This window comes from Malaciobacter canalis (assembly GCF_008000835.1).
Classification (GTDB): Bacteria; Campylobacterota; Campylobacteria; order Campylobacterales; family Arcobacteraceae; genus Malaciobacter; species Malaciobacter canalis.
Genome location: NZ_CP042812.1, coordinates 939251 through 959800 on the forward strand (window position 1 = coordinate 939251; position 20550 = coordinate 959800).

Below are 20550 nucleotides of genomic sequence, written 5' to 3' on the forward strand. Positions count from 1 at the left end.
TGTGAAATTATTTGGATTTGAAATCAAAAGGGCTTCAACACAAGTTCCAGTTAAAAAACAAAAAAGATCTTTTCATGCTGCAAATACTGGCAACTTATATTCATCATGGGTAACTTCACAAATCACAGCAGATGTTGATATTAAAAGAGATCTAAAATCTATTAGAAACAGATCAAGAGATCTTATGCAAAATGATGATTATGCAAAAAGATTTAAAAGAATGATCAAAAGTAATGTAGTAGGAAATAAAGGTATCAAACTACAAAATAGAGCTAAAGATCCAAATGGCAATCTTGATAAAAAAGCAAACCAGCAAATAGAAGAGAACTGGAATAAATGGTGTAAAAAAGGTAACTGTGATGTTACTGGAAAATATTCATTTACAGATCTTACAAAACTTGCAATAGGGGCTATTGCTGAAGATGGTGAAGTATTAATTAGAAAAGTTAAAGGTTATGACAATAATTTTAAATTTGCACTTCAAATTATAGAAGCTGATCACTTGGATGAAACTTTGAATGATCCAAATAGAAATATTGTGATGGGTATTGAATTTGATAAATGGCAAAAGCCTATTTTTTATCATGTTTTAAAAACACATCCAGGAAGCCAGGAACTTGCACACACAAATAGAAAACACGAAAGAATACCAGCAAATCAAATTATACATTTATTTTTACCAATTAGAATTAGTGCAAGTCGAGGAATACCATGGATGCATACTGCAATGACTAGAATGAAAATGGTGAATGGATACGAAGAGGCTGAACTGGTAGGTGCAAGAGTTGCTGCAAGTAAAGGTGGTTTTTATACTCAAAATGCAGAGGGTGATGAATATGCTGGCGATACTGAAATTGATGGAACACCAGCAAATGAAATCACACCAGGTGAATTTGAAGTTTTACCAGCTGGGTGGGGTTTTGAAACTTATGATCCACAACATCCAAATACAGCATTTAAAGATTTTATGAAAGTAGTTTTGAGAGGTATTGCAAGTGGTCTTGATGTTTCATATAACACATTATCAAACGACCTAGAAGGTGTTAATTTTTCATCTTTAAGATCAGGTGTTCTTGAAGAAAGAGAAGTATGGAAAGAACTTCAAAGTTGGCTATGTGAACACTTACATGATGATGTATATGCTGATTGGCTTGATATGGCACTTTTAACTGCAACTGTAAAACTTCCATATACGAAGTTAGAAAAATTTAATAATCCACATTGGTTACCAAGAGGATTTGCATGGGTTGATCCTTTGAAGGATACACAATCAAATATTTTACTTAATAAAGAGGGATTAAAAACACATTCTGAAATTTTTGCGGAAATGGGAAAAGATATTGAAGAAGTATATGAACAACTTAAAAGAGAAAAAGAATTGAGAAAAAAATATGAGATTACTACACTTGGTGAAGCTGAACTTATTCAGATACTAAGTACGACAAAAGATAGTGAGGAAAGTGAAAATGCCTAAAAAATTAGATGTTAGAAATCTTGAAAATTTAGATACTCAATATAGAGAATATGAAGTAAGGGGTGTAAATGAAGAAAATAGAACAATAGATCTTTCATTTAGTTCTGAAGAACCTTATGAAAGATGGTATGGAATTGAAATCCTAGATCATTCAACCAAATCTGTGGATATGTCAAGGCTTAATAATGCAGCGCCTTTGTTGTTCAATCATCAAAGAAATATAGTTGCTGGGGTTATCGAAAGTGCAAAAATTGATAATAAAAGAGGTTTTGCAACTGTTAGATTTAGTAGAAACTCACAAGCTGATGAAATATTCAAAGATGTGGTTGATGGAATATTGACAAAAGTATCTGTGGGATACCAGGTACTAGAAATGAAGCTTGAAAGCGAAAGCGAAGGTGTGGATACTTTCCGAGTAACTAAATGGCTGCCGTTTGAAATATCTATTGTTTCAATACCAGCTGATGATACTGTTGGTGTAGGTCGTAGTGAAGAACTACAAAAAAACAAAATAAAAATTTTAAATCAAAAAGAAGAGGTAAAAGAAATGCCAGGTGAGAAAAAAACAGAAGAAAAACAAGTTGATGTAAAAGTTGTTGCAGGTGAAGCAACAAAAGCTGAAAGATCAAGAATTTCTGATATTACAGCAATTGGTGCAGCACATGGTTTAGGTGATGAAGCACAAAGAGCAATTGAAGAGGGAATAAGCTTAGAACAATTTAGATCAATTGCATTGGCAAAGATCAGTGAAAAAGCTGCACCAACTGTAAACACTACAAATGCAGTGCCTGAAATTGGAATGAGTGATGATGAAGTAAGAGAATACTCTTTTGCAAAAGTATTAAGAGCATTAGCAAATCCAACTGACAGCACAGCGCAAAAAGCTGCTGGTTTTGAGTTTGAAGTATCAATGGTAGCACAGAAAAAAAGTGGTGTTGAAGCACAAGGTGTTTTAGTACCTTTTGATGTGTTTAAAAGAGATATGACAGTTACATCAACTGGTGGTATTACAGTTGATACACAAATGGGTGGATTAATTGAAATGCTTAAGAATAAATCAGCAGTTATGAAATTAGCTGAAGTGTTGCCAGGTTTAAATGGAAATATTTCATTCCCAAAACAAACATCATCAATGAAAGTTGATAAATTAACAGAAACTGATGAAACAAATGATAGTGATATTGGATTAGGTGAATTAACAATGTCACCAAGTAGATTTGGTGGATCAGGTGCATATTCTAAGCAATTAATTCATCAATCTTCAATAGCTATTGAGAACTTAATTAAAAATGATTTATTTGGTCAAATTGGGTTAAAAATTGATCTTGAAGCTATAAATAAAGTTCTTGCAGAAACTGGAATTGGATTAGTTTCAATTGGAACAGATGGTGGACCAATTAAAAATGGACATATTGTAGATCTTGAAACTGAAGTTGCAGTTGATAATGCTGATATTGGAAGATTAGCTTATGTTATGAACGCAAGAACAAGAGGTTATCTAAAACAAACACCAGTAGCAGATGGAAATCCAAAAATGATTTTATCAGGTAATGATCTAAATGGATACAACTATGGCGTTTCAAATCAATTGCCAGCTAATTTAGCAAAAGGTACTGGAACTGATTTGTCTGCAATGATTTTTGGTAACTGGGCAGATCTATTAATTGGTATGTGGGGTGGAATTGATTTAATTGTTGATCCATATACACTTGCAAAAAATGGAAAAATTAGAGTGATTGCAGATCAGTTTGCAGATGTGGGTGTTAGAAATGCATCTTCTTTTGCAGCAATCAAAGATGGAAAAGTATTTTAAGGAATAGATTATGAGTAAAGAATTATTAATCACAGTGCTTATTTTAAGAAGCACTATTTGTGATGGAAAAGATTTAGTTGCTAAAAAAACTTATGACTTAGAAGAGAAAAATGCAAAACTTTTAATTTCCCTGGGGAAAGCAAAAGAAGTTGATGATGAAGTTGATGTTGATATCAATGGTGTTTCATATAATGAAATGACACTTGCTGAACTTGCAGAAGTAGATTACAAGGAATTAAATAAAGATCCTTTAGTTGAATATGCACAAGCTTGTGGTCTTGAAATTGGTAATGAAACTATGAAAGAGATCTATGCGTTAATTGAAACAGTAGATTTTAAAGCTGATGAAGAGTAAGTAAATGGCATTAGAAGAGATGATTGAAACTGATCTTACTGCATGTAGTGAGTTTGGTGGAACACTAACACATAATTTGGATTTAGTTGAAGAACCACTTGAATATTTATACTTTGAAGAAGAAACAGAAGTTATTCTTGAAAAGGGTGAATATGAGGGTGCAACTGCATTTGTTCCAATGGTTGTTATGCAAACAAGTGTAGCAGCTGGTGTTGGTAAAAAATCTCTTTTAACAATTGATGGTGAAGTTTTTGGTGTGATCTATCCTGATAAACAAAATGATGGAACAACTAAGATCTATTTGGAAAGATAAAAAATGATTAGACAAAAAATTGTAGATACGATTATTGAAAAGCTAAAAACAATATCAGGTTCAAATGGATTTTATAGTGAAGCTGGTGCAAATGTTTTTGAGTGGTTAGAAAAGCCACTTGATAAAGATGAATATCCAGCAATCGTTGTTAGAGATCCAGCAGATAATGTAACTGATGATTTTACTATCACAAGTCACACATTAAAGATTGAAGTTGATATTGCAGTAAGTGGTAAAAACACTCCTTGGAATATGAGAGAAGTTACAAGTGATGTGATAAAGGCTTTTTCTTTGGTTGAAGAAGAACTAAACTATCAATGCAAATGTAATGGAAGTGAATTTATAACTGAACAAAAAGACACAACTTATGGTGGTGTTAGAGTTGAATTTGATGTGATGTATCAATCAAGAAGATGGGAACAGTAGATGAGTTTTGCAGAATTAAAAAGACTTATTGACAACCTGGTGAACTTTGGAACTATAAGTGAAACAAAAAGCGCAGATGGTAAAGCATTGGCCAGGGTAAAAGTATCAGATCGTGAAACTGATTTTTTACCAATTGCTTCATTTTCAAATAGTTTTAAAAGGCACTTTATACCAGCAAGAGTTGGTGAACAAGTTGTTGTGATTAGTCCTTTTGGTGAAGCAAATGGTGGGTTTATTTTAAGATCTATTTTCAACAAACATCAAAAAGAACCAAGTGGATCAAATGATCATACTGAAGTTATAGAGTATGAAGATGGTACACGATTTTCTTATGATATACAAGCAAAGGTTTTAACAGTTGATTGTGTTGGTGATATAAACATCAAAGCTGGTGGAAATATCAATTTTGAAGCTGGTGGGAATATTGGAGTTAAAGCCACAAACACAAACTTTGATGGTGGTTCTGTTACTCACAATGACACACCAATGGATGATACACATGATCACACGCAAACTGCTGGTGATCACTTTGGTGCTGGTGGTGTTACAACTCCACCGAATGGGTAAAAAGTATGTATGCAGTAAGTATTGAAAAAAGTATAAAAAGGATTTTAAAAACTCCACTAGTTACAAGAGCCATGCGCCCTGAATTTGGATCAAAGCTTTATGAATTAAGAGATAGAGAATTCAATGATGAATATAAACTTTTAGCTACTAAATATACATATGAAGCAATAGATAAATATGAACCAAGGGTAAAAGTAGAAAAGGTTAATTTTAAACTTGATCCAGTAAGTGGTGTTGTGACTTTGATTATTACATTAACAAATGGTCAGATTGTAGAGGTTGAAAATGATTAATTTAAATAGTTTACCACTTCCTAAAGTTTTGCAAGTACTAAACTATGAAGCAATACTTGAAAAAAATATAACAAACTTCAAAAAGTTATATGGTGAAAATTGGCAACCACTTGAAAGTGATGATTTTAAGATGATGTTAGAAGCTTTTGCATATAGGGAGCTAGCAATTAGATCAGAGTTCAATGAACTTGCAAAAGCTTTTTTTGTATCTTTAGCAAAAGATGAAGATTTAGACAATATTGGTGCTTTTTATGATTGTGAAAGACTTGATGGAACAAAGCCTTATGATGAATATGATTTTGAAATAAGTGAACCTCTAGCACAAGATATTGTAGTGCCAGTTAATTTAGTTTTAACGGATGAAACAAGTACTTATGAAGCAAAACTTCTTGAAGATGTTGTTATTACTGCTGGGGAAACAAAAGCAACTGGTACTGTTGAACTTCAACTTGAAATATCATCAAGTGAAATTAAAACAGAAATTATCACTACACCATTACCTTTTGTTGTTACCGCAACTGCACAAGGAACATTTCAAAATGGTTCAGAGGTAGAAAATGATGAAAGTTTTAGATTTAGAATACTTTTATCAATGGCAGATAAATCAACTGCTGGATCAGAAGAGACTTATCTAAGTTTTACATATAAATCTGATGAAAGAATTGAAGATGTTGCTGTAAAAAGAGGATTGTTATCTTTTGAAGAATATATACCTTTACTTATAAATAAAAATGAAAATGAAGTAAGAGCAGTACTAAATAAAATTTTTGCAGATATGGGTATTGTGAAAGTTTATTATTATAGTTCTAAAGCTGATGAACTTATGCAAAATAGAATAGAAGCACAGTTAAATGCAAAAGAAGTAAGGCCTTTAACAGATACTGTTGTAGTAGAAAAAGCAACAGAAGTTTCATTTTCTGTAAATGCAGAGTTGAAAATTCTGCCAGGACAAGAAACTGCAACAGTTTTTTCAAATGCAAAAGAGAGTTTAAATGCTGGGCTTAACTCTTTAAGGAAGATTGGAACAGATATTACACTAAGTGAGATCAATGATTTTCTAAGAGTACCAGGAGTGAAAGAAGTAGTTATAAATTTTCCCACGGGAAATTTAGAAATAGCAGATAATCAAATAGGAATATGTAGTGAAACAACAATCACTTATACCGTTATTTGAAGATGAAGGTTTACATAAGATTGATCTAGTTGCAGCAGATGTAACAGATGGAATATCTAATGAAAATCAAGTAATCAAAGGACTTGGTAATCCTCTTATTTGTAATGAAAAGTTTTTGCCTTATTTGGCTTATTCTTTCAAGGTTGATTTTTGGGATGAAGAATTAAAAGAGGAAGAGAAAAGAGAATTAATAAAGCAATCAATTCTTTTGCATAGATATAAAGGCACTGTTTGGTGTATCGAAGAGATTTTAAAACTTCTTAATCTTGCTAGTGATGAAGAACCAGCAAGTATTAAAGAGGGGCTTAGTATCAAATATGATGGTAAGCATAAATACAATGGCATATATACACATGGAGATAAAACAAAGTGGCCTTATTATGTGATAGATTTGGCAAAACCAGTTTCAACAGTAAGAGCAAAGTTTGCAAAAAAGATTATTGATCAATATGCACCAAAGAGATCATTACTTCATGCAATAACATATAAGCAATTAAATAGATATGACGGGAACATCAAATATGATGGAACATACACATATGGAATAGTAGGAGCAGATAAATTATGAGTAATTTAATAGAAACATCAGAGTTTACACCTAATATATATCAGATAGAAACAAATGATGATGTACTTGGTGGTGAAAATGGAATTGCAAATGCACAAGCCAAAGCCTTAGGAAATAGAACACTTTGGCTGAAAAACAACAAAGCTGATAAAAATGGAAGTGCTGCAAATCTTTTCAAAGTAAAAGATGCAATTTCTGTTGATGACGCAGTAAATAAAGGACAGATGGAAGATCTTTTCAAACAAATTCCAACAGTACCAACTGGTTCAATAATCACATTTCCTACAAATACTGTACCAACTGGTTTTTTAGAGTGTAACGGAGCAGTTTTATCAAGAACTACTTTTGCAGATTTATTTAAAATCATTGGAACTACTTATGGACATACAAATTTGAATAATTTTAGACTACCTGATTTGAGGGGAGAGTTCATAAGAGGTTGGGATCATGGAAGAGGTATTGATAGGGCTAGAACAATAGGAAGTTTTCAATTTGGTACTTTGGTTGCAGCAGAGATGGATAGTGTTGGACAAGTTACGCAAATGGGAGCGGGCAATCAAGGAAGTTATGTTTCAGAGTTTTATGCAGACCGTCCAAATACAGAACAACTAAGTGGCAAATATTTTACACAAACTCCACCAGGACAATCTACTTATTTGGCATCAACTCATCCAAATTATGTTGGTTCAACAAGACCTAGGAATGTATCAATGATGTACTGCATTAAATACTAATAAGGGGATATGATGAAAATATATAACTATAACAAAGAAACAAAAGAGTTTACAACTCAATCAACTGCAACATCAAACCCACTTGAAAAAGGTTATCTTATTCCAGCAAATGCAACAACTAAAGAGCCCTTAAGTCCAAAAGATGGTTTTGCAGTTTGCTTCAATGAAGAAACAAAAGAGTGGGAATATATAGAAAATAATAGAGGTAAAACTGTTTATGAAACTTCTACAAAACAAGAGTTAAAAGTAGATTACTTAGGAGCTATTAAAAATGAACATACACTTTTAAAACCAACACAATTTGATAAATGGGATGATGTAACTAAGTCTTGGGTTGAAGATAAAAGAGCGAAAAACATAGTAGAAAACAATAATATTCAAAGAGAAATAGATTCTTTAGAAAAAACATTAATTAGGCCATTAAGAGAGTTATTATCAACTTCTACAACTGATAAAGTAAAAGTAGCAGCACAATTAAAAGTTGATGAAATTGAAACAAAAATTAAGACTTTAAGAAGTCAATTTGTAAATATTGAATAAAGGGGAAAATGATGGATTTAAACTTTGGTATTAATGGAAGTTTTGGTGTAGCAGCTGCAAGACCAATTACAATTAGTTCTTCAACACCAATTGGAATTGTTGCAACTGCAAGTGCTGGTGCAACTGGACTGATGAAGTTTAATAGTGCTGAAGAGGGACTAAAATATGTAAAAGAGAATAATATCACGAAAGGAACACTTGAAAATGCTTTAACTGGTATTGATTTACAAGCTGTTCATTGCCCACTGGTTGTTCATGTATCAATACATGATGTTGATGAAGCAATAAATAAAACAAATGTATTGGATGGGCTTGATGTAATCAAACAATCAGATCCAGTAACTAGTATTGATCTTAAAAATGGTTTGATCATTGTTCCTGAATACTCAGCTGATGTTGAAGTTGCTGCAAAGCTTGATAGTATCTCTACAAAGATGTGGACTACTGGATTAACAGATGATTTTTCACCTGATGAAGCTGGATTTAAAACATACATGGAAAATTTTGGATCTAAGTATTTATTACATTGTACTGGTAGATATAAGGCAGATGGAAAGTTAATTCCTATGAGCGCAATCATGGCTGGTGTTATTGCATATCATGATGGAAACACTGATTTTGGTTGGGCAAAAAACCATTCAAACAGAATTGCAAAGGGTGTTGCACAAAGTGCTGAAAGAGTTATTGAATACTTTGATGGATCTGATTGTGAAGCAAGAAGATTAAGACAAGATGGTGGATGTATGATTGTTAAAGATGTAGGTTGGAGAACATACGGATTTGAAACGAGAGATATTGATCCAATTTGGCAATCACTTGACAGAGTAAGAACATTTCACAGACTTTTAACAGCTATTCTTAAAGCAAACAAATGGGCAAGAGATAGAGAAGCAGATCAACTTTTTTGGGTTAAAAAATCAGTTGTTGATTTTATGAATGAGTTAAAAGGGAATGGGGTTATTATTGGTTTTGATGTGTACTTTGATCCTAAAAAGAATACAAAAGCAACTGTAACAGCTGGTAAATTTTATCTAACAATCAAGGTTCAAGATATGCCAAGTATCAGAGAACTAAATATTGAGTTAGTTTACAGTGATGATTGGGGTGAAACACTAATCAATTATATTAATGGGGAGGCAGCATAGCATGAAATATCCACAAACATTAACGGATTTTAATATTTTTATTGGTGGTATCGGACATTTAGGTACAAGTAAAAAGGTGAGTTTACCCAAAATTGAACAAATAAGAGAAACAATAACAGCTGGGGGTTTTGAAAGATCTGTTGATACAGGTGTTTTTAAAGAGCTTGAAAGTGAGTTTATACTAAGTGAATTTTCATCAGTTATATTTAGTGCAATGTCAGATGCTTCAAAAACTGCTGATGGAATTTCTATTGAAGCAAAAGGATCTATTTTTCAAGGTGGTGAAAGAATATCTATCGTAGCTACATTTAAAGGAAGTGTAGATATTGATGATGGTGATTTTGAAGCAGGTAAACAAATTGAAAGAAAAATATCTATGAAGCTAAATAGATATATTCTTGAAATTGATGGTAAAGAGATGGTTATGCTTGACACTATAAATATGATAGCAAAAATTGATGGTAAAGATCTTTTAGAAGATCTTAGATCTCATATTCAGTAAGAAAGGTAAATGATGGGAAATACAGTAGAAGTTGAAGTAAAAGGGAAAAAGGTTCAAATGAGAGAACCAAAAGTAAGAGATTTTAGAGTTGTGGGAAATCACCAAAGCCAAGGGGAACTGGAAGTGCATTTGATTGCAAATCTTACTGGGCTTACAGTTAAAGAACTTGATGATCTTACAATGAAAGAGTATACACCTTTACAAAAGGCTTTAGAGGGTTTTCAATCTTAGAATATGATCAAATTTTGCAAGGTATGGCTTTGATAGGTTCTACTTTGCATTTTGGTTATGTTGATATGCTTGAAATGTATTTAAATGATTTTATTTATTTTGTAGAGAGTGCAAATAAGATTGTCGAACAAGACCAACAAACCCTAAGATAAAAATAGTTGCTGTTGTATAAAGACTGTATGCAATATTTTCACTAAGTATTGCAACAGTTACACCAGCAATAGCAGTAATAAGAAATAAGCCTATAAAAGCTTTTATTGAATATATAAGATCTTTCATAGTTTTATTTTATCATAAATTTAAGAAAAAGGCTAGATATGGAAAAAATGTTGGCACTTGGTGTTGTGTTATCTGCATATGACCAGCTATCACCAGCACTTGGTAAAGCAACTCAAAAAATCAATAAGTTTGATAAACAGATTACTGCACTTGGTGGAAGTATGGCTAAGTATGGAACAATGTCTCTTGCTGCTGGAACTGCAATAAGTTCAGGTATTGGATCAGCAGTTACAAGTTACCAGGATCTAGCAGCAGCACAAGGTGATATAGCTTCACTTGGAATTGGTGAAAGTGGTATTGCAAAGATTACAAAAGAAGCAAAAGCCTTTTCAAATGAATTTGCTGGAACAACTGCACCTGATTTTGTAAGGGCTTCATATGATATTAAATCAGGTATATCAAGTCTTAGTGATGAGGGTGTTGCAAAGTTCACACGACTTGCTGCAATAACTGGTGCAGCTACAAAATCAACTACTGAAGAAATGACAAAAATGTTTGCACTTGGGCATGGGATATTTAAACAAACAAATGAAACTGATTTTGAGTTTGGAAATAGAATGTCAGCGCAAGTTGGTTTAGCAGTAAAAGCATTTAGAACAGAGGGATCAGATCTTATTGCTGGTATTTCAAACATTGGTGCAATGGCAAACAAAATGGGTGTAAGCTTAAGTGAAGAACTTGCAATCATTGGTAATTCAAAAGGTGCATTTGATAGTGCAAGTGAAGCTGCAACTGGATATAGAGCATTTTTACAAGGTGTTGGATCAGCACAAGAAGAACTAGGATTACAGTTCACCGATAGTGAGGGCAAAATGTTGCCAATGGTTCAGATCCTGGAACAGTTAAAAGAAAAGTATGGTGATACTCTTCAAACAGTAGAAGTGCAAGATGAAATAATAAAAGCATTTGGATCAGGTGAAGCAGTTAAAACAATAAATGGATTAATTGATAAAACTGATCAGCTAAGACAATCACAAATAGAACTAAATAATGCAACCCTTGACAATGTTGAAGCAATGGCAAAAGCAAGGAATAAAGGTAGAGAGTTTGAAATTTTAAACCAAAAGCTTGGCAATGCTAGTGCAACTATTGGAAAACTATTTGCACCAGCTGCTTATAAACTTGGGGAAGCAATTGGATCAGTTGCAAATTCAGTTAGTACCTGGATAGATGATAATGAGGGATTGGCAGAAACACTTGGTTGGGTTATTGCTGGTACTGCTGGAGTTTTAACAGTTGTTGGAACACTAGGGATCACAGTTGGTGGTTTTTTAATGGTTCTTCCAACACTTACAGCTGGACTTGCAGCAGTAAAAATTGGATTGTTTGCAGTTGGTGGTGGGGTGAAAGCATTAACAATGGCTTTTGCTGCAAATCCAATTTATGCTGCAATAACTGGAATTGCAATTGCTGCTGTTGCTATATATACATATTGGAATCCAATCAAAAAGTTTTTTGTTGATTTTTTTGCTACATTAAAAAGTAAATTTGCTTGGTTGGGATCAGCAGTAAGTAAAGTAAAAAGTTTTGGATCATCTATTAAAAGTTTTTTTGGATTTGGATCAGATGATAAAAAAACAGCAGCAGTAACACCAAGAGCAATGAAGATCAATAAACCAGCTGCACAAAATGTTGCACAAACAAATCATATAAAAGTAAATGTAAATAATCCAGCTTCAAATGTAGAGGTTGAAAAAGCAATAGTAAGTGCCATGAATAGAGATGGTGCAGATCGTGGTTTGAGTGATGAAGATATATAAATATATTTTTGTCCCTTTTAAATGATCCAGGGTTTTTAATAAAATCCATGAAAAGATTATAGGAGTTTATTTTGTTAGCTTTAATTGGTGATTTCAAATTTGATATAAATACAACAAATTTTGAAAAACTTAAACGATCAATTTCTTTTGGTTTTGTAAAACATGCAAGAGTGGGAAACTTTGATAGTTACCAGGCAATTGGTGAGTATGAAGAAAAGATTGATGTTGAGGGAACTTTAATTGCTAAGAGCCAAAAGCAGCTAAGAGATTTTGAACTTCTTGGAAGAAAAAAAGAACCAGTTACTTTGGTTCTTCCTGATGGAACTGCAAAAACTATAATAATTATGGATCTTGAAGAGGATAAAAGCAGCTTTTTAAGAAGTGGTGAGTTTTTAAAACAAGTATATAAAACATCATTGCAAGTTGTAGAGGATAATGATCAATGAGAGTTTACACAGCACAAAATGGTGATAGGCTAGATCAAATTGTTTTCAAAGAATATGGATCACTTAAAGTATTTGAAAAAGTGGTTGAAGCTAATCCAGGATTAAAAAACAGAACTATTTTACAAGATGGTGAAGTGATCAATTTACCAGTAGTTACAATCGAAAAAACAAAGATCAAAGAGGTTAAAACTTTATGGTAAGAACACCAGGCTTTATGATCCAGGCAAATGGCAAGGATGTAACTGCTGCCATTCAAAAAAACCTGATCAGTTTAAGTTTCCATGATGAAGTAAATGAAAAAGCTGATGAATTAAATATCAAAGTAGCTGGTGAATTTGCACGACCAGCTTACCAGGATGAATTGAAACTTTACATGGGATATGATGAACAATTCACTTACATGGGATCGTTCCTGGTACAAACTACAACTAGAGATAAAAAACATGTTTTAAGTATCAGTGCTACTGGTGTAAACTTTACAAATGCACTGAAAGAAAAAAGAGATATTACATATGAAAAAGTATCTATAAAAGATATATGTAAACAAATAGCTGCTAGAAGTGGGATAAACCTTAAAAGTGATTTTGATGATACTTTTGTTTCATGCCAGGTGCAGAGCAATGAAAGTGATCTACACTTTTTAAATAGATTAGCCAAAGAATACAATGCAATATTTAACATAAAAAACAACACTTTGATCTTTACTAAGAAGATTAAAGATGAAAAGAAAAATGATGATCTTCCAACATATACAATCAATGCAAATAATTGTGATAGCTACTCCATAAAATATTCAAACAAAACACTTTATAAGTCGTGCAAATCAACTTGGCACGATACAAAAGAGAACAAAACACAATCAATCACAGTTGGAAGTGGTGAACCAGTTCTGATCAATAAAGGCAATTTCAAAAATCCAGCTGAAGCAAAAGGGAAAGCAGCTGCAAAACTTCAAAGAGCGAACCAGGGATTGATTAGTGGTTCTTTGTCAATTGAGGGTGAAGCAATCTTTGCTGGTGGAAAACTTAACCTGGTGAACACACTTGAAGATGATGGCGAATATCAGATCAAGACTGTTGAACATACATTTGATCAAGGTGGTTGGATGATAAATATTAACTTTGAAAGGTAATAGATAGATGATTGATTTAAAAACTTTATGGATCTTTGCAATAGGTGTGTTTTTATCAGCACTCTTTTTTATAGAAGAAGCATTGACAAGTGAAGAAGAAAAAGAAGTAAATATTTGGAAGCTGGTGATCCTTGTGATTATAAACTCAATTCTTGGTGGATTTATCATGGTAACAGTTTTTTATTTACTTGAACAATATTATCCATTATGGAACATGTGGATAAAAGTTGGTTTAGCTGGTGGTGTTGCAACTATGGGTAAAGATGGCATAAAGATGTTTCATAAGTATATCAAAGTGAAAGGAAATACAAATGCTTAGTTTAACAATCTTGCAAATCACTGCACCACTTTGCCTGGTGTTTTCACTTAGAAGAAAAATGTATAAAACAAACTTTGTTGGGTTTATTTTTATCTTATCAGTTTGTGCATTTTTATTAATTGCAAACTTTGTGAGTGACTGGGAACATACACACTATGTACTGATCACTTTACTTTTATTGTGGATCGTGACTTATAACACATATAAGCACTATAAAAACTGGAGGTGTACATGTTAGGTTTTTTAGGTGGATTAAGTTCTAAAGTTTATTTGATTGTTATTGCTGCACTTGGTGCAATGCTTTTAACTGTTGGTTTATATTCTTGGTGGGTTAGTTCTGAAAATGATGAATTAAAAGCTGATCTTCAATCATACGAATTGGCACTTAATGAAAGTGTAAAGATCTCAAACCAAAATGCAAAAGAGTTCCAAGAGTATAAAGAGCAGAACCAGGTGATCATAGAAAAGTTAAATGCTTCACATAAAGCAGAACTGAAAAGATTTAAAACATATGCAAATAAGAAAGGTGAAATAAAAAATGTTAAAAAAAGTGATGATGGTATTAATGCCAATGTTATTAATAGCACTCTTCAGTGGTTGCAGTCAGAAACCATTAGTGCAAACAAAGATCCAAAAGATCAAAATATCAGTACCAGGTAAATACCTGGAAGATAAAGCACTTCCAAGTGTACCAGTTGCAACAATGCAAAGTGAAACATCATCTTATATGGTAGATCTCTTTTACTTTGCAGTTGAGTGCAAAGAAGATAAAAGAGCTATAAAAAACATCTTAGATAATAAAGGAGTATCAAATGAGTAAAAAAGGTATTATCATTCATTGTTCTGATTCAACTTTTGGTTCAAGTATTGAAGTGGATAAATGGCATAGACAAAGAGGTTGGAACAATGTGGGGTATCATTTTGTGATTTGTAATGGTCAAGTAGAAAACAATACATATCTTGAATGTATGGATGGCACGATTGAAAGAGGAAGAGATATTGATAAGTCAGGCGCTCATGCAGTAGGTTTAAATTCAACACATATTGGTATTTGCTTAATTGGAGTTGATGAGTTTACTGATAAGCAGTTTGAGTCCTTAGCTAAATTAATCAAAGAGCTTAAAACTAAATATGATATCATAAATGAAAATATCTTAGGCCACTATGATGTTTCATCTAAAACATGTCCTAATTTTAAAGTTAAAAGATTTCTTGATAATTTACAATACTATTAAAGAAAGTTAATTTGTACAGATTTATACAAAGAATAATATTAGCTGTACAAAGACTGTACAAATATAAAAAAAGGTAGAAACTTTAAACTCCTACCTTTCCCATGAAATCGAATATATTACTATTCAGTAACTTCCACAATTACGGGCGTTGATTCCCAAATTCCGTGTTTTGTACAGTATCCGTGTGCAACTAGGTTTAATTTTTTTGTTGTTGGAATAATAGTAAATGTAGTTGTATTATGAGCTTTTACATTTCCTAGTGTTCCTGGAACATATGTAGCTTTTGCTAATAGTGTTTCTTTATTATATAATGCAACAGACTCAATATAGTGATCAAAATCATCTGGATGTGTATATTCATTTCCCATTTTTACAGTTACTTCAAAAGGTTCTCCTGCTTTTGCAGTTTCCTTACAGTGAATAAATGGTGAGTGTCTATCTATTAAGTCTTTTTTTGCTTCTCTTTCTACTGTATCAATATCTACGTATTTGTTAATCTTTGGCATTAATTCTCCTTGTTAAAATTGTATTATTATATAATAAAAATTATTAATTAATAAGAATAATATTTTACCAAGAAAATAATTTAAGGGAAAAATTAGATTTTAGAGGATTATTTTGATATAATTTCGCCATGAATAAAGAAGACTATTTTATACAACAATTTACAAATCAAACAGAACTTATAGGCGATGATGCAGCTGTAGTTGGAAATATGGTTTATTCTCAAGATGCTTTTTTTGAAAATGTACATTTTAAAAGGGAGTGGATGAGTTTGAAACAGATTGCTGCTAAAGCAATGCTTGTAAATATTTCAGATGCAATTGCTATGAATGCAAAGCCTCTTTATGCGCTTTTAACTGTTGCTATTCCTAAAGATTTTTCAACAAGTGATTTAAGAAAACTTGCAAATGGTTTTAAAAAAGTTGCAAAAGATTATGGTATTAAAATTATTGGTGGAGATACAATAAGCAATGAAAAACTTGATATTTCAGTAACTATTATTTCAAAAAGTCAAAATCCAATATATAGAAGTGGAGTAAAGATTGATGATTTGGTATGTTATACAGGAGATCTTGGTAGTTGTAAAAAGGATTTGAAAAAAGCTTTAAAGGGTAAAAAAATAGCTTCAAAATCAAAACTTATAAAGCCAAAATTAAAAGGTGATTTTTTTTATGATATTTCAAAATATGTAAATGCTTCTTTAGATATATCAGATGGATTATTTTTTGAGTTAGAAAGATTATCAAAGGCAAGTAAGGTTGATTTTGAATTTTTTGATAAAATATCATCTGATATAGGTACATCAGGTGAAGAGTATGAGATGCTTTTTACTTTTTCTAAGAAAAATCTAGAAAAGATTATGCAAAGTGCAAAAAAACATAATATTTCTTTAAATATATTTGCAAAAGCAATAAAAGGCAGCTATAAAACAGATGCAAAAAATCATCACTTTTAATACAATAGAAAAAACAATCAAAATGAGGAATAAAATTGACTAATATACAAAGATACTTAAATCATGCAAAAATAAATGTTGTTTTCAAACAAAGTAAAGACGACTTTGTTGTAACAGAAGAGCCTTTATATGAGTTTTCAAACGAGGGTGAACACTTAATTATAAAGTTTAGAAAAAAAGAGCTGACAACATGGGATGCAGTTTCTATATTTGCTAATCACTTTGGATGTAAGCATAGAGATATTGGTTATGCAGGTTTAAAAGATAAGAATGCAATGACAATTCAATCTATATCTGTACATAAAAAATATGAGGATAAATTAAGTAGTTTTAAGCATGAACAAATCAAGATATTAGATACTACTTATCATAACAACAAGATAAAAATAGGGCACCTAAAAGGAAATAAGTTTTTTATTAGATTAAAAAGAGTTAGTCCTGTTGATGCTAGAATAATCGAGCAAGTTTTAGCTCAAATTGCAGCTTTTGGTATGCCAAACTATTTTGGTTTTCAAAGATTTGGAATTGAGGGAGATAATTATAAAAAAGGTGAAGCAATAATAAATGGAACTTTAAAAGAAAAAGATAGAAAACTAAGACAAATGTTTATTAACTCTTATCAAAGTTACCTTTTTAATAATTGGCTTTCAAAAAGAATAGAGATTTCAAAACTAATTGAATCTTTTGAACCAAAAGAGATTTATGAAAAATTAAATCTTCCTTTGGATTTAGTAAAACAGATGAAAACACAAGAGCATCCTTTTAAAATAATGCATGGAGATTTAATGTCACATTATCCTTTTGGTAAGATTTTTTATGTTGAAGATATACAAAGTGAAGCTTCAAAATTTTATGCAAAAGATAGGGTTCCAACTGGACTTTTATGTGGTAAAAAGATTAAAAAAGCTCAAGGTGAAGCATTGAGTATTGAGCAAGATTTTACAAAAGAAGTTGTTCAAGAAGATGGTGCAAGAAGATTTGCTTGGATATTTCCTTCTGATATTGAAAGTAATTATAAAGAAGATAAAAACTGGATGGAGTTGTCTTTTTATCTTCCAAAAGGTTCATATGCTACTGAGTTAATTGCTGAACTTATTCATTAAAAAACAAAAAAAATGACTCTTTTGTTTATATAGTTAAGTTAAAAAAAGATAGACTTATAATATAAATGTTTATAAAGGCTATATATGAAATATGAAGAGTTGATTAAAGAACTTTGTGATGTGATTAAAGAGTCAGAGATTCATGCTTGTAAGATATATGAGGATTTTGAGTTTCTGCAAGAAAGTATTGATACTATGGAACTTTCTATTAGAGAAAAAGAGAAATTAACTAACAAGATTTCCAATTCACTTGGTCTTTTACAGCATCAAGATTTACATAGACAAAGAATAGAAAGAGTCGTAAATTTTGTTTGTGAGAAAAATAATATTGATAAATCTCAATATAATCTAGCCAATTCTGCTAAAAATATTGATAATAGTGAAGACAATATGTCAGAAGAAGAGTTAGAAGCTTTGATTAAGCAAATGCAAGGTTGATAAAAGAAGAAAGTTTATTTCTTCTTTTATCTATTTTATTTTTTCATATGTTTACAAGCATCTTTTTTTAGAGCATTTAATTCTCCAAAAATTCTTAAAGCTTCTATTTCTACTTCTTTTGCTTGCTCATTTAATAAGGCATTGTCTTGTTTATTTGCATTTGAAGTAACAAGTGTTTGAAGTTTTGTACTTAAACTTTTGTTTAATTTTCTTAATTTTTCAATGGCATTTGTATTTACATTTGTTGTTGAGTTTTCATAGTTTTTAATCCACTCTTCAAGTGAATTACTCTCTTTAACATCCCAAGTGTTATATTTACCAAGTTGTGAATATACTGTATCTTTTAGTTTTAATACATCAACTTTTAATTTTGCTGTATCATAAACTAAATCAACATTTGCAACTCCATCTCTTGCTTCTTCTAAGAAGTTTGCTCTTGAAGCTGCTGTTACAAGTGAGTCTGACATAAATGCGATTTGAGCAGACATTTTTGATATATCATCCGCAACTGTTGCATTTCTTTGTGTTGAGTGATCTAGGTTATTTACTGCATCATTTATTTGAACGATACCTTTTTCTTGCTCTTTAGATGCAGTTGCTACACTATCAATCATTTCAATTGTATCTGCTATATGACTATTTAGTTCATTATATCCCTCAATCATATTAGTAGAGATATCTTTACCTTTTGTTGCTTTATCACTTGCATCTTCAACTAGCTCTTTAATCTCTCTTGCTGCTTGTGCACTTCTACTTGCAAGATTTCTAACCTCACCTGCAACAACTGCGAAACCTTTTCCAGCCTCACCAGCAGTTGCAGCTTCAACTGCTGCATTTAATGAAAGAATATTTGTTTGAAATGCTATTTGGTCAATTACTTCAATTGCGTCATTTATTGCTGTAACTTTTGAGTTTATCTCTTCCATTGATGTTGCTGTTGTATTTGCAAGATCAAGACCTTTTTTAGCTGAACCTGTTACATTTTGAGCTAAGCTAGCCATTCTAACTGTAGCTGCTGTATTTCCTTTTATATTAGAAGTGATTTGTTCTAATGCAGCAGCTGTTTCTTCTAAACTTGATGCTTGTTCATTTGATGAAGCAGATAAGTTCTCAGAAGCAGTTGAAAGTAAATGAGTATTTTTACTAAGCTCATCACCTGTATTCATAATCATTGCTAATATTTCAGAAGTGTTATTTCCAACAAGTTTAATTCCAGCAGCTAAAGAACCTAAATCTCCATAAATACCTTTGTCATCAATTTTGTAATCAAAATTTGATTCTGAATAGTTTCTTAATGTATCATTGATTTTGTCTAAAGTCTCTTTTGTACTTAAAATCATCAAATTAAGTTTATTTTTCAAATCTTCCACATATGGGTTTGCTGCTTTTGATTGTACATTGTAAACAAAGAAACCATTTCCAGTTTTTTCTAAAATATCATTTGCTTCTTCTATTACTTTCTCATCTTGTTTTAAACCATCTCTTACTTTATCCATATATGCATTAAATAAGTTTGCAACTTCTCCAACTTCATCTTTTGATTGAACTTCTAGTTTAACACTTGTATCATTTGAGTCTAGAAGATTTTGAAATCCCTCTTTAAGTTTCCCTATAGGATTTGTAGCTTTTTTAACTACTAATAAAACTAAACCTATTGTAATCCATCCAAGTATTGTTGAAATAATTAAAATTTCAACTATCAAATCATAAATTCTTCCATCAGCTTCATCTAAAGAGAATGTTAAATCCATAATCCCTATTACATCACCTTCTTGTTGATTTGCATGACACATCAAACACTCTTGTGTTGCAACCATTGGTTTAATCATTCTTAAATTATGATGTTCACCTTCTCTTACTTCAAGAATTTGTGACTTTTTTGTTTCAAATGATTTAAGAATATCTTTATCATTTGTAAATTCTGCTCCTGGATCGTACATTTCTATTAGTGGTTTACTTTTTGCTACCACTAATTCTCTTACACCTTTTATCTGTCTTGCTTCTTCCTCAGCTTTTGCAATTTGTACAGGATCACCTGTATTCATAGCATACCTAAGACTTTGAAACATAGCACTATTTAACATTGCAAGATTCTCTTTTGTTACGGCAATAGAGTCTGCTTTTACGCTTTTTGTTGTAAAATAAACGATAGTTAAACTACTAATGGTCATCAATATCAGTAAAGAAAATATTATTTTATTACTTATCTTTTTTGTTACGATATCGAGCATTATAACGCCCCTT

28 protein-coding genes are annotated in these 20550 nt (G+C 31.6%); 25 read left to right on the top strand and 3 right to left on the bottom strand.

Annotated features, from left to right (window positions below; translation table 11 throughout):
- Nucleotide 1: 1 nt before the first annotated feature.
- Genes ACAN_RS04690 through ACAN_RS04755 form a run of 14 tightly spaced genes read left to right on the top strand, consistent with a single transcriptional unit; the run spans nt 2 to nt 10135 of the window.
- Complete coding sequence (locus tag ACAN_RS04690) at nt 2–1474, top strand: phage portal protein (RefSeq protein ID WP_099334004.1); 1473 nt, start codon at nt 2–4, stop codon at nt 1472–1474.
- Nucleotides 1467–3287 carry a phage major capsid protein gene (locus ACAN_RS04695; RefSeq protein WP_099334005.1) on the top strand — a complete coding sequence of 607 codons (1821 nt, stop codon included), beginning with the start codon at nt 1467–1469 and terminating at the stop codon, nt 3285–3287. Before ACAN_RS04690 ends, ACAN_RS04695 begins: the two co-directional genes overlap by 8 nt.
- Before the next feature lie 10 nt (nt 3288–3297).
- The gene (locus ACAN_RS04700) at nt 3298–3642 is read left to right on the top strand and encodes a hypothetical protein (RefSeq protein WP_099334006.1); all 345 of its coding nucleotides are present in this window, start codon (nt 3298–3300) and stop codon (nt 3640–3642) included.
- A 4-nt stretch (nt 3643–3646) separates the two neighbouring features.
- Entirely contained in the window at nt 3647–3955 is a 309-nt protein-coding gene (locus ACAN_RS04705) for a hypothetical protein (RefSeq protein WP_099334007.1), read from the top strand.
- A gap of 3 nt (nt 3956–3958) precedes the next feature.
- A complete protein-coding gene (locus tag ACAN_RS04710) occupies nt 3959–4381 on the top strand; it encodes a hypothetical protein (RefSeq protein ID WP_099334008.1) in 423 nt (140 codons plus the stop codon).
- Complete coding sequence (locus ACAN_RS04715) at nt 4382–4948, top strand: phage baseplate assembly protein V (protein ID WP_099334009.1); 567 nt, start codon at nt 4382–4384, stop codon at nt 4946–4948.
- Between the two features lie 5 nt (nt 4949–4953).
- The gene (locus ACAN_RS04720) at nt 4954–5241 is read left to right on the top strand and encodes a GPW/gp25 family protein (protein ID WP_099334010.1); all 288 of its coding nucleotides are present in this window, start codon (nt 4954–4956) and stop codon (nt 5239–5241) included.
- Complete coding sequence (locus ACAN_RS04725; RefSeq protein WP_099334011.1) at nt 5234–6415, top strand: baseplate J/gp47 family protein; 1182 nt, start codon at nt 5234–5236, stop codon at nt 6413–6415. The genes ACAN_RS04720 and ACAN_RS04725 overlap by 8 nt, the downstream gene beginning before the upstream one ends.
- Nucleotides 6384–6983, top strand: coding sequence for a phage tail protein I (locus ACAN_RS04730; RefSeq protein ID WP_099334012.1), 600 nt, complete (start codon nt 6384–6386; stop codon nt 6981–6983). The genes ACAN_RS04725 and ACAN_RS04730 overlap by 32 nt, the downstream gene beginning before the upstream one ends.
- Nucleotides 6980–7717, top strand: a complete 738-nt coding sequence (locus ACAN_RS04735; protein WP_099334013.1) for a phage tail protein — start codon at nt 6980–6982, stop codon at nt 7715–7717. Before ACAN_RS04730 ends, ACAN_RS04735 begins: the two co-directional genes overlap by 4 nt.
- A gap of 12 nt (nt 7718–7729) precedes the next feature.
- Nucleotides 7730–8257, top strand: coding sequence for a hypothetical protein (locus ACAN_RS04740; RefSeq protein WP_099334014.1), 528 nt, complete (start codon nt 7730–7732; stop codon nt 8255–8257).
- A gap of 11 nt (nt 8258–8268) precedes the next feature.
- Complete coding sequence (locus ACAN_RS04745) at nt 8269–9402, top strand: phage tail sheath C-terminal domain-containing protein (RefSeq protein WP_099334015.1); 1134 nt, start codon at nt 8269–8271, stop codon at nt 9400–9402.
- Nucleotide 9403: 1 nt separating this feature from the next.
- A complete protein-coding gene (locus ACAN_RS04750; RefSeq protein ID WP_165773050.1) occupies nt 9404–9904 on the top strand; it encodes a phage major tail tube protein in 501 nt (166 codons plus the stop codon).
- 12 nt (nt 9905–9916) lie between these two features.
- Entirely contained in the window at nt 9917–10135 is a 219-nt protein-coding gene (locus ACAN_RS04755) for a phage tail assembly protein (protein WP_165773051.1), read from the top strand.
- A 90-nt stretch (nt 10136–10225) separates the two neighbouring features.
- Here ACAN_RS04755 and ACAN_RS04760 read toward each other — a convergent pair whose 3' ends face one another.
- The gene (locus ACAN_RS04760) at nt 10226–10414 is read right to left on the bottom strand and encodes a hypothetical protein (RefSeq protein WP_099334018.1); all 189 of its coding nucleotides are present in this window, start codon (nt 10412–10414) and stop codon (nt 10226–10228) included.
- 38 nt (nt 10415–10452) lie between these two features.
- Between ACAN_RS04760 and ACAN_RS04765 the strand changes: the two genes are divergently transcribed.
- The 8 genes from ACAN_RS04765 to ACAN_RS04800 all read left to right on the top strand — a co-directional run bounded on the left by ACAN_RS04765 (nt 10453) and on the right by ACAN_RS04800 (nt 15306).
- Entirely contained in the window at nt 10453–12174 is a 1722-nt protein-coding gene (locus tag ACAN_RS04765) for a phage tail tape measure protein (RefSeq protein WP_099334019.1), read from the top strand.
- 71 nt (nt 12175–12245) lie between these two features.
- Entirely contained in the window at nt 12246–12620 is a 375-nt protein-coding gene (locus ACAN_RS04770; RefSeq protein ID WP_165773052.1) for a phage tail protein, read from the top strand.
- The gene (locus ACAN_RS04775; protein WP_099334021.1) at nt 12617–12820 is read left to right on the top strand and encodes a tail protein X; all 204 of its coding nucleotides are present in this window, start codon (nt 12617–12619) and stop codon (nt 12818–12820) included. Before ACAN_RS04770 ends, ACAN_RS04775 begins: the two co-directional genes overlap by 4 nt.
- Complete coding sequence (locus ACAN_RS04780; RefSeq protein WP_099334022.1) at nt 12814–13752, top strand: phage late control D family protein; 939 nt, start codon at nt 12814–12816, stop codon at nt 13750–13752. Before ACAN_RS04775 ends, ACAN_RS04780 begins: the two co-directional genes overlap by 7 nt.
- A 7-nt stretch (nt 13753–13759) precedes the next feature.
- A complete protein-coding gene (locus tag ACAN_RS04785) occupies nt 13760–14071 on the top strand; it encodes a hypothetical protein (protein WP_099334023.1) in 312 nt (103 codons plus the stop codon).
- Between the two features lie 231 nt (nt 14072–14302).
- A complete protein-coding gene (locus tag ACAN_RS04790; RefSeq protein WP_099334024.1) occupies nt 14303–14731 on the top strand; it encodes a hypothetical protein in 429 nt (142 codons plus the stop codon).
- A complete protein-coding gene (locus tag ACAN_RS04795) occupies nt 14688–14891 on the top strand; it encodes a hypothetical protein (RefSeq protein WP_099334025.1) in 204 nt (67 codons plus the stop codon). Before ACAN_RS04790 ends, ACAN_RS04795 begins: the two co-directional genes overlap by 44 nt.
- Nucleotides 14884–15306 carry an N-acetylmuramoyl-L-alanine amidase gene (locus ACAN_RS04800; RefSeq protein WP_099334026.1) on the top strand — a complete coding sequence of 141 codons (423 nt, stop codon included), beginning with the start codon at nt 14884–14886 and terminating at the stop codon, nt 15304–15306. The genes ACAN_RS04795 and ACAN_RS04800 overlap by 8 nt, the downstream gene beginning before the upstream one ends.
- A gap of 119 nt (nt 15307–15425) precedes the next feature.
- Here ACAN_RS04800 and ACAN_RS04805 read toward each other — a convergent pair whose 3' ends face one another.
- A complete protein-coding gene (locus ACAN_RS04805) occupies nt 15426–15812 on the bottom strand; it encodes a class II SORL domain-containing protein (protein ID WP_099334027.1) in 387 nt (128 codons plus the stop codon).
- A 128-nt stretch (nt 15813–15940) separates the two neighbouring features.
- On the opposite strand from ACAN_RS04805, the gene ACAN_RS04810 reads away from it, so the two are divergent.
- The 3 genes from ACAN_RS04810 to ACAN_RS04820 all read left to right on the top strand — a co-directional run bounded on the left by ACAN_RS04810 (nt 15941) and on the right by ACAN_RS04820 (nt 18306).
- Nucleotides 15941–16765 carry a thiamine-phosphate kinase gene (locus tag ACAN_RS04810; protein ID WP_099334028.1) on the top strand — a complete coding sequence of 275 codons (825 nt, stop codon included), beginning with the start codon at nt 15941–15943 and terminating at the stop codon, nt 16763–16765.
- 35 nt (nt 16766–16800) lie between these two features.
- Nucleotides 16801–17868, top strand: coding sequence for a tRNA pseudouridine(13) synthase TruD (gene truD, locus ACAN_RS04815; protein ID WP_099334029.1), 1068 nt, complete (start codon nt 16801–16803; stop codon nt 17866–17868).
- An 84-nt stretch (nt 17869–17952) separates the two neighbouring features.
- Nucleotides 17953–18306, top strand: coding sequence for a hypothetical protein (locus ACAN_RS04820; RefSeq protein WP_079577080.1), 354 nt, complete (start codon nt 17953–17955; stop codon nt 18304–18306).
- Between the two features lie 35 nt (nt 18307–18341).
- Here the strand turns inward: ACAN_RS04820 and ACAN_RS04825 are convergent, their stop codons facing one another.
- Nucleotides 18342–20537 (bottom strand): methyl-accepting chemotaxis protein, encoded by a 2196-nt coding sequence (locus ACAN_RS04825; protein ID WP_099334030.1) that lies wholly within the window; start codon nt 20535–20537, stop codon nt 18342–18344.
- Nucleotides 20538–20550: the final 13 nt, after the last annotated feature.

What these genes read in the sequence shown, in the direction of transcription:
- ACAN_RS04695 (WP_099334005.1), top strand. Translation starts at nt 1,467, where the DNA reads ATGCCTAAAAAATTAGATGTTAGAAATCTTGAAAATTTAGATACTCAA.
- ACAN_RS04700 (WP_099334006.1), top strand. Translation starts at nt 3,298, where the DNA reads ATGAGTAAAGAATTATTAATCACAGTGCTTATTTTAAGAAGCACTATT.
- ACAN_RS04705 (WP_099334007.1), top strand. Translation starts at nt 3,647, where the DNA reads ATGGCATTAGAAGAGATGATTGAAACTGATCTTACTGCATGTAGTGAG.
- ACAN_RS04710 (WP_099334008.1), top strand. Translation starts at nt 3,959, where the DNA reads ATGATTAGACAAAAAATTGTAGATACGATTATTGAAAAGCTAAAAACA.
- ACAN_RS04715 (WP_099334009.1), top strand. Translation starts at nt 4,382, where the DNA reads ATGAGTTTTGCAGAATTAAAAAGACTTATTGACAACCTGGTGAACTTT.
- ACAN_RS04720 (WP_099334010.1), top strand. Translation starts at nt 4,954, where the DNA reads ATGTATGCAGTAAGTATTGAAAAAAGTATAAAAAGGATTTTAAAAACT.
- ACAN_RS04725 (WP_099334011.1), top strand. Translation starts at nt 5,234, where the DNA reads ATGATTAATTTAAATAGTTTACCACTTCCTAAAGTTTTGCAAGTACTA.
- ACAN_RS04735 (WP_099334013.1), top strand. Translation starts at nt 6,980, where the DNA reads ATGAGTAATTTAATAGAAACATCAGAGTTTACACCTAATATATATCAG.
- ACAN_RS04740 (WP_099334014.1), top strand. Translation starts at nt 7,730, where the DNA reads ATGAAAATATATAACTATAACAAAGAAACAAAAGAGTTTACAACTCAA.
- ACAN_RS04745 (WP_099334015.1), top strand. Translation starts at nt 8,269, where the DNA reads ATGGATTTAAACTTTGGTATTAATGGAAGTTTTGGTGTAGCAGCTGCA.
- ACAN_RS04750 (WP_165773050.1), top strand. Translation starts at nt 9,404, where the DNA reads ATGAAATATCCACAAACATTAACGGATTTTAATATTTTTATTGGTGGT.
- ACAN_RS04755 (WP_165773051.1), top strand. Translation starts at nt 9,917, where the DNA reads ATGGGAAATACAGTAGAAGTTGAAGTAAAAGGGAAAAAGGTTCAAATG.
- ACAN_RS04760 (WP_099334018.1), bottom strand. Translation starts at nt 10,414, where the DNA reads ATGAAAGATCTTATATATTCAATAAAAGCTTTTATAGGCTTATTTCTT.
- ACAN_RS04765 (WP_099334019.1), top strand. Translation starts at nt 10,453, where the DNA reads ATGGAAAAAATGTTGGCACTTGGTGTTGTGTTATCTGCATATGACCAG.
- ACAN_RS04775 (WP_099334021.1), top strand. Translation starts at nt 12,617, where the DNA reads ATGAGAGTTTACACAGCACAAAATGGTGATAGGCTAGATCAAATTGTT.
- ACAN_RS04780 (WP_099334022.1), top strand. Translation starts at nt 12,814, where the DNA reads ATGGTAAGAACACCAGGCTTTATGATCCAGGCAAATGGCAAGGATGTA.
- ACAN_RS04785 (WP_099334023.1), top strand. Translation starts at nt 13,760, where the DNA reads ATGATTGATTTAAAAACTTTATGGATCTTTGCAATAGGTGTGTTTTTA.
- ACAN_RS04790 (WP_099334024.1), top strand. Translation starts at nt 14,303, where the DNA reads ATGTTAGGTTTTTTAGGTGGATTAAGTTCTAAAGTTTATTTGATTGTT.
- ACAN_RS04800 (WP_099334026.1), top strand. Translation starts at nt 14,884, where the DNA reads ATGAGTAAAAAAGGTATTATCATTCATTGTTCTGATTCAACTTTTGGT.
- ACAN_RS04805 (WP_099334027.1), bottom strand. Translation starts at nt 15,812, where the DNA reads ATGCCAAAGATTAACAAATACGTAGATATTGATACAGTAGAAAGAGAA.
- ACAN_RS04810 (WP_099334028.1), top strand. Translation starts at nt 15,941, where the DNA reads ATGAATAAAGAAGACTATTTTATACAACAATTTACAAATCAAACAGAA.
- ACAN_RS04820 (WP_079577080.1), top strand. Translation starts at nt 17,953, where the DNA reads ATGAAATATGAAGAGTTGATTAAAGAACTTTGTGATGTGATTAAAGAG.
- ACAN_RS04825 (WP_099334030.1), bottom strand. Translation starts at nt 20,537, where the DNA reads ATGCTCGATATCGTAACAAAAAAGATAAGTAATAAAATAATATTTTCT.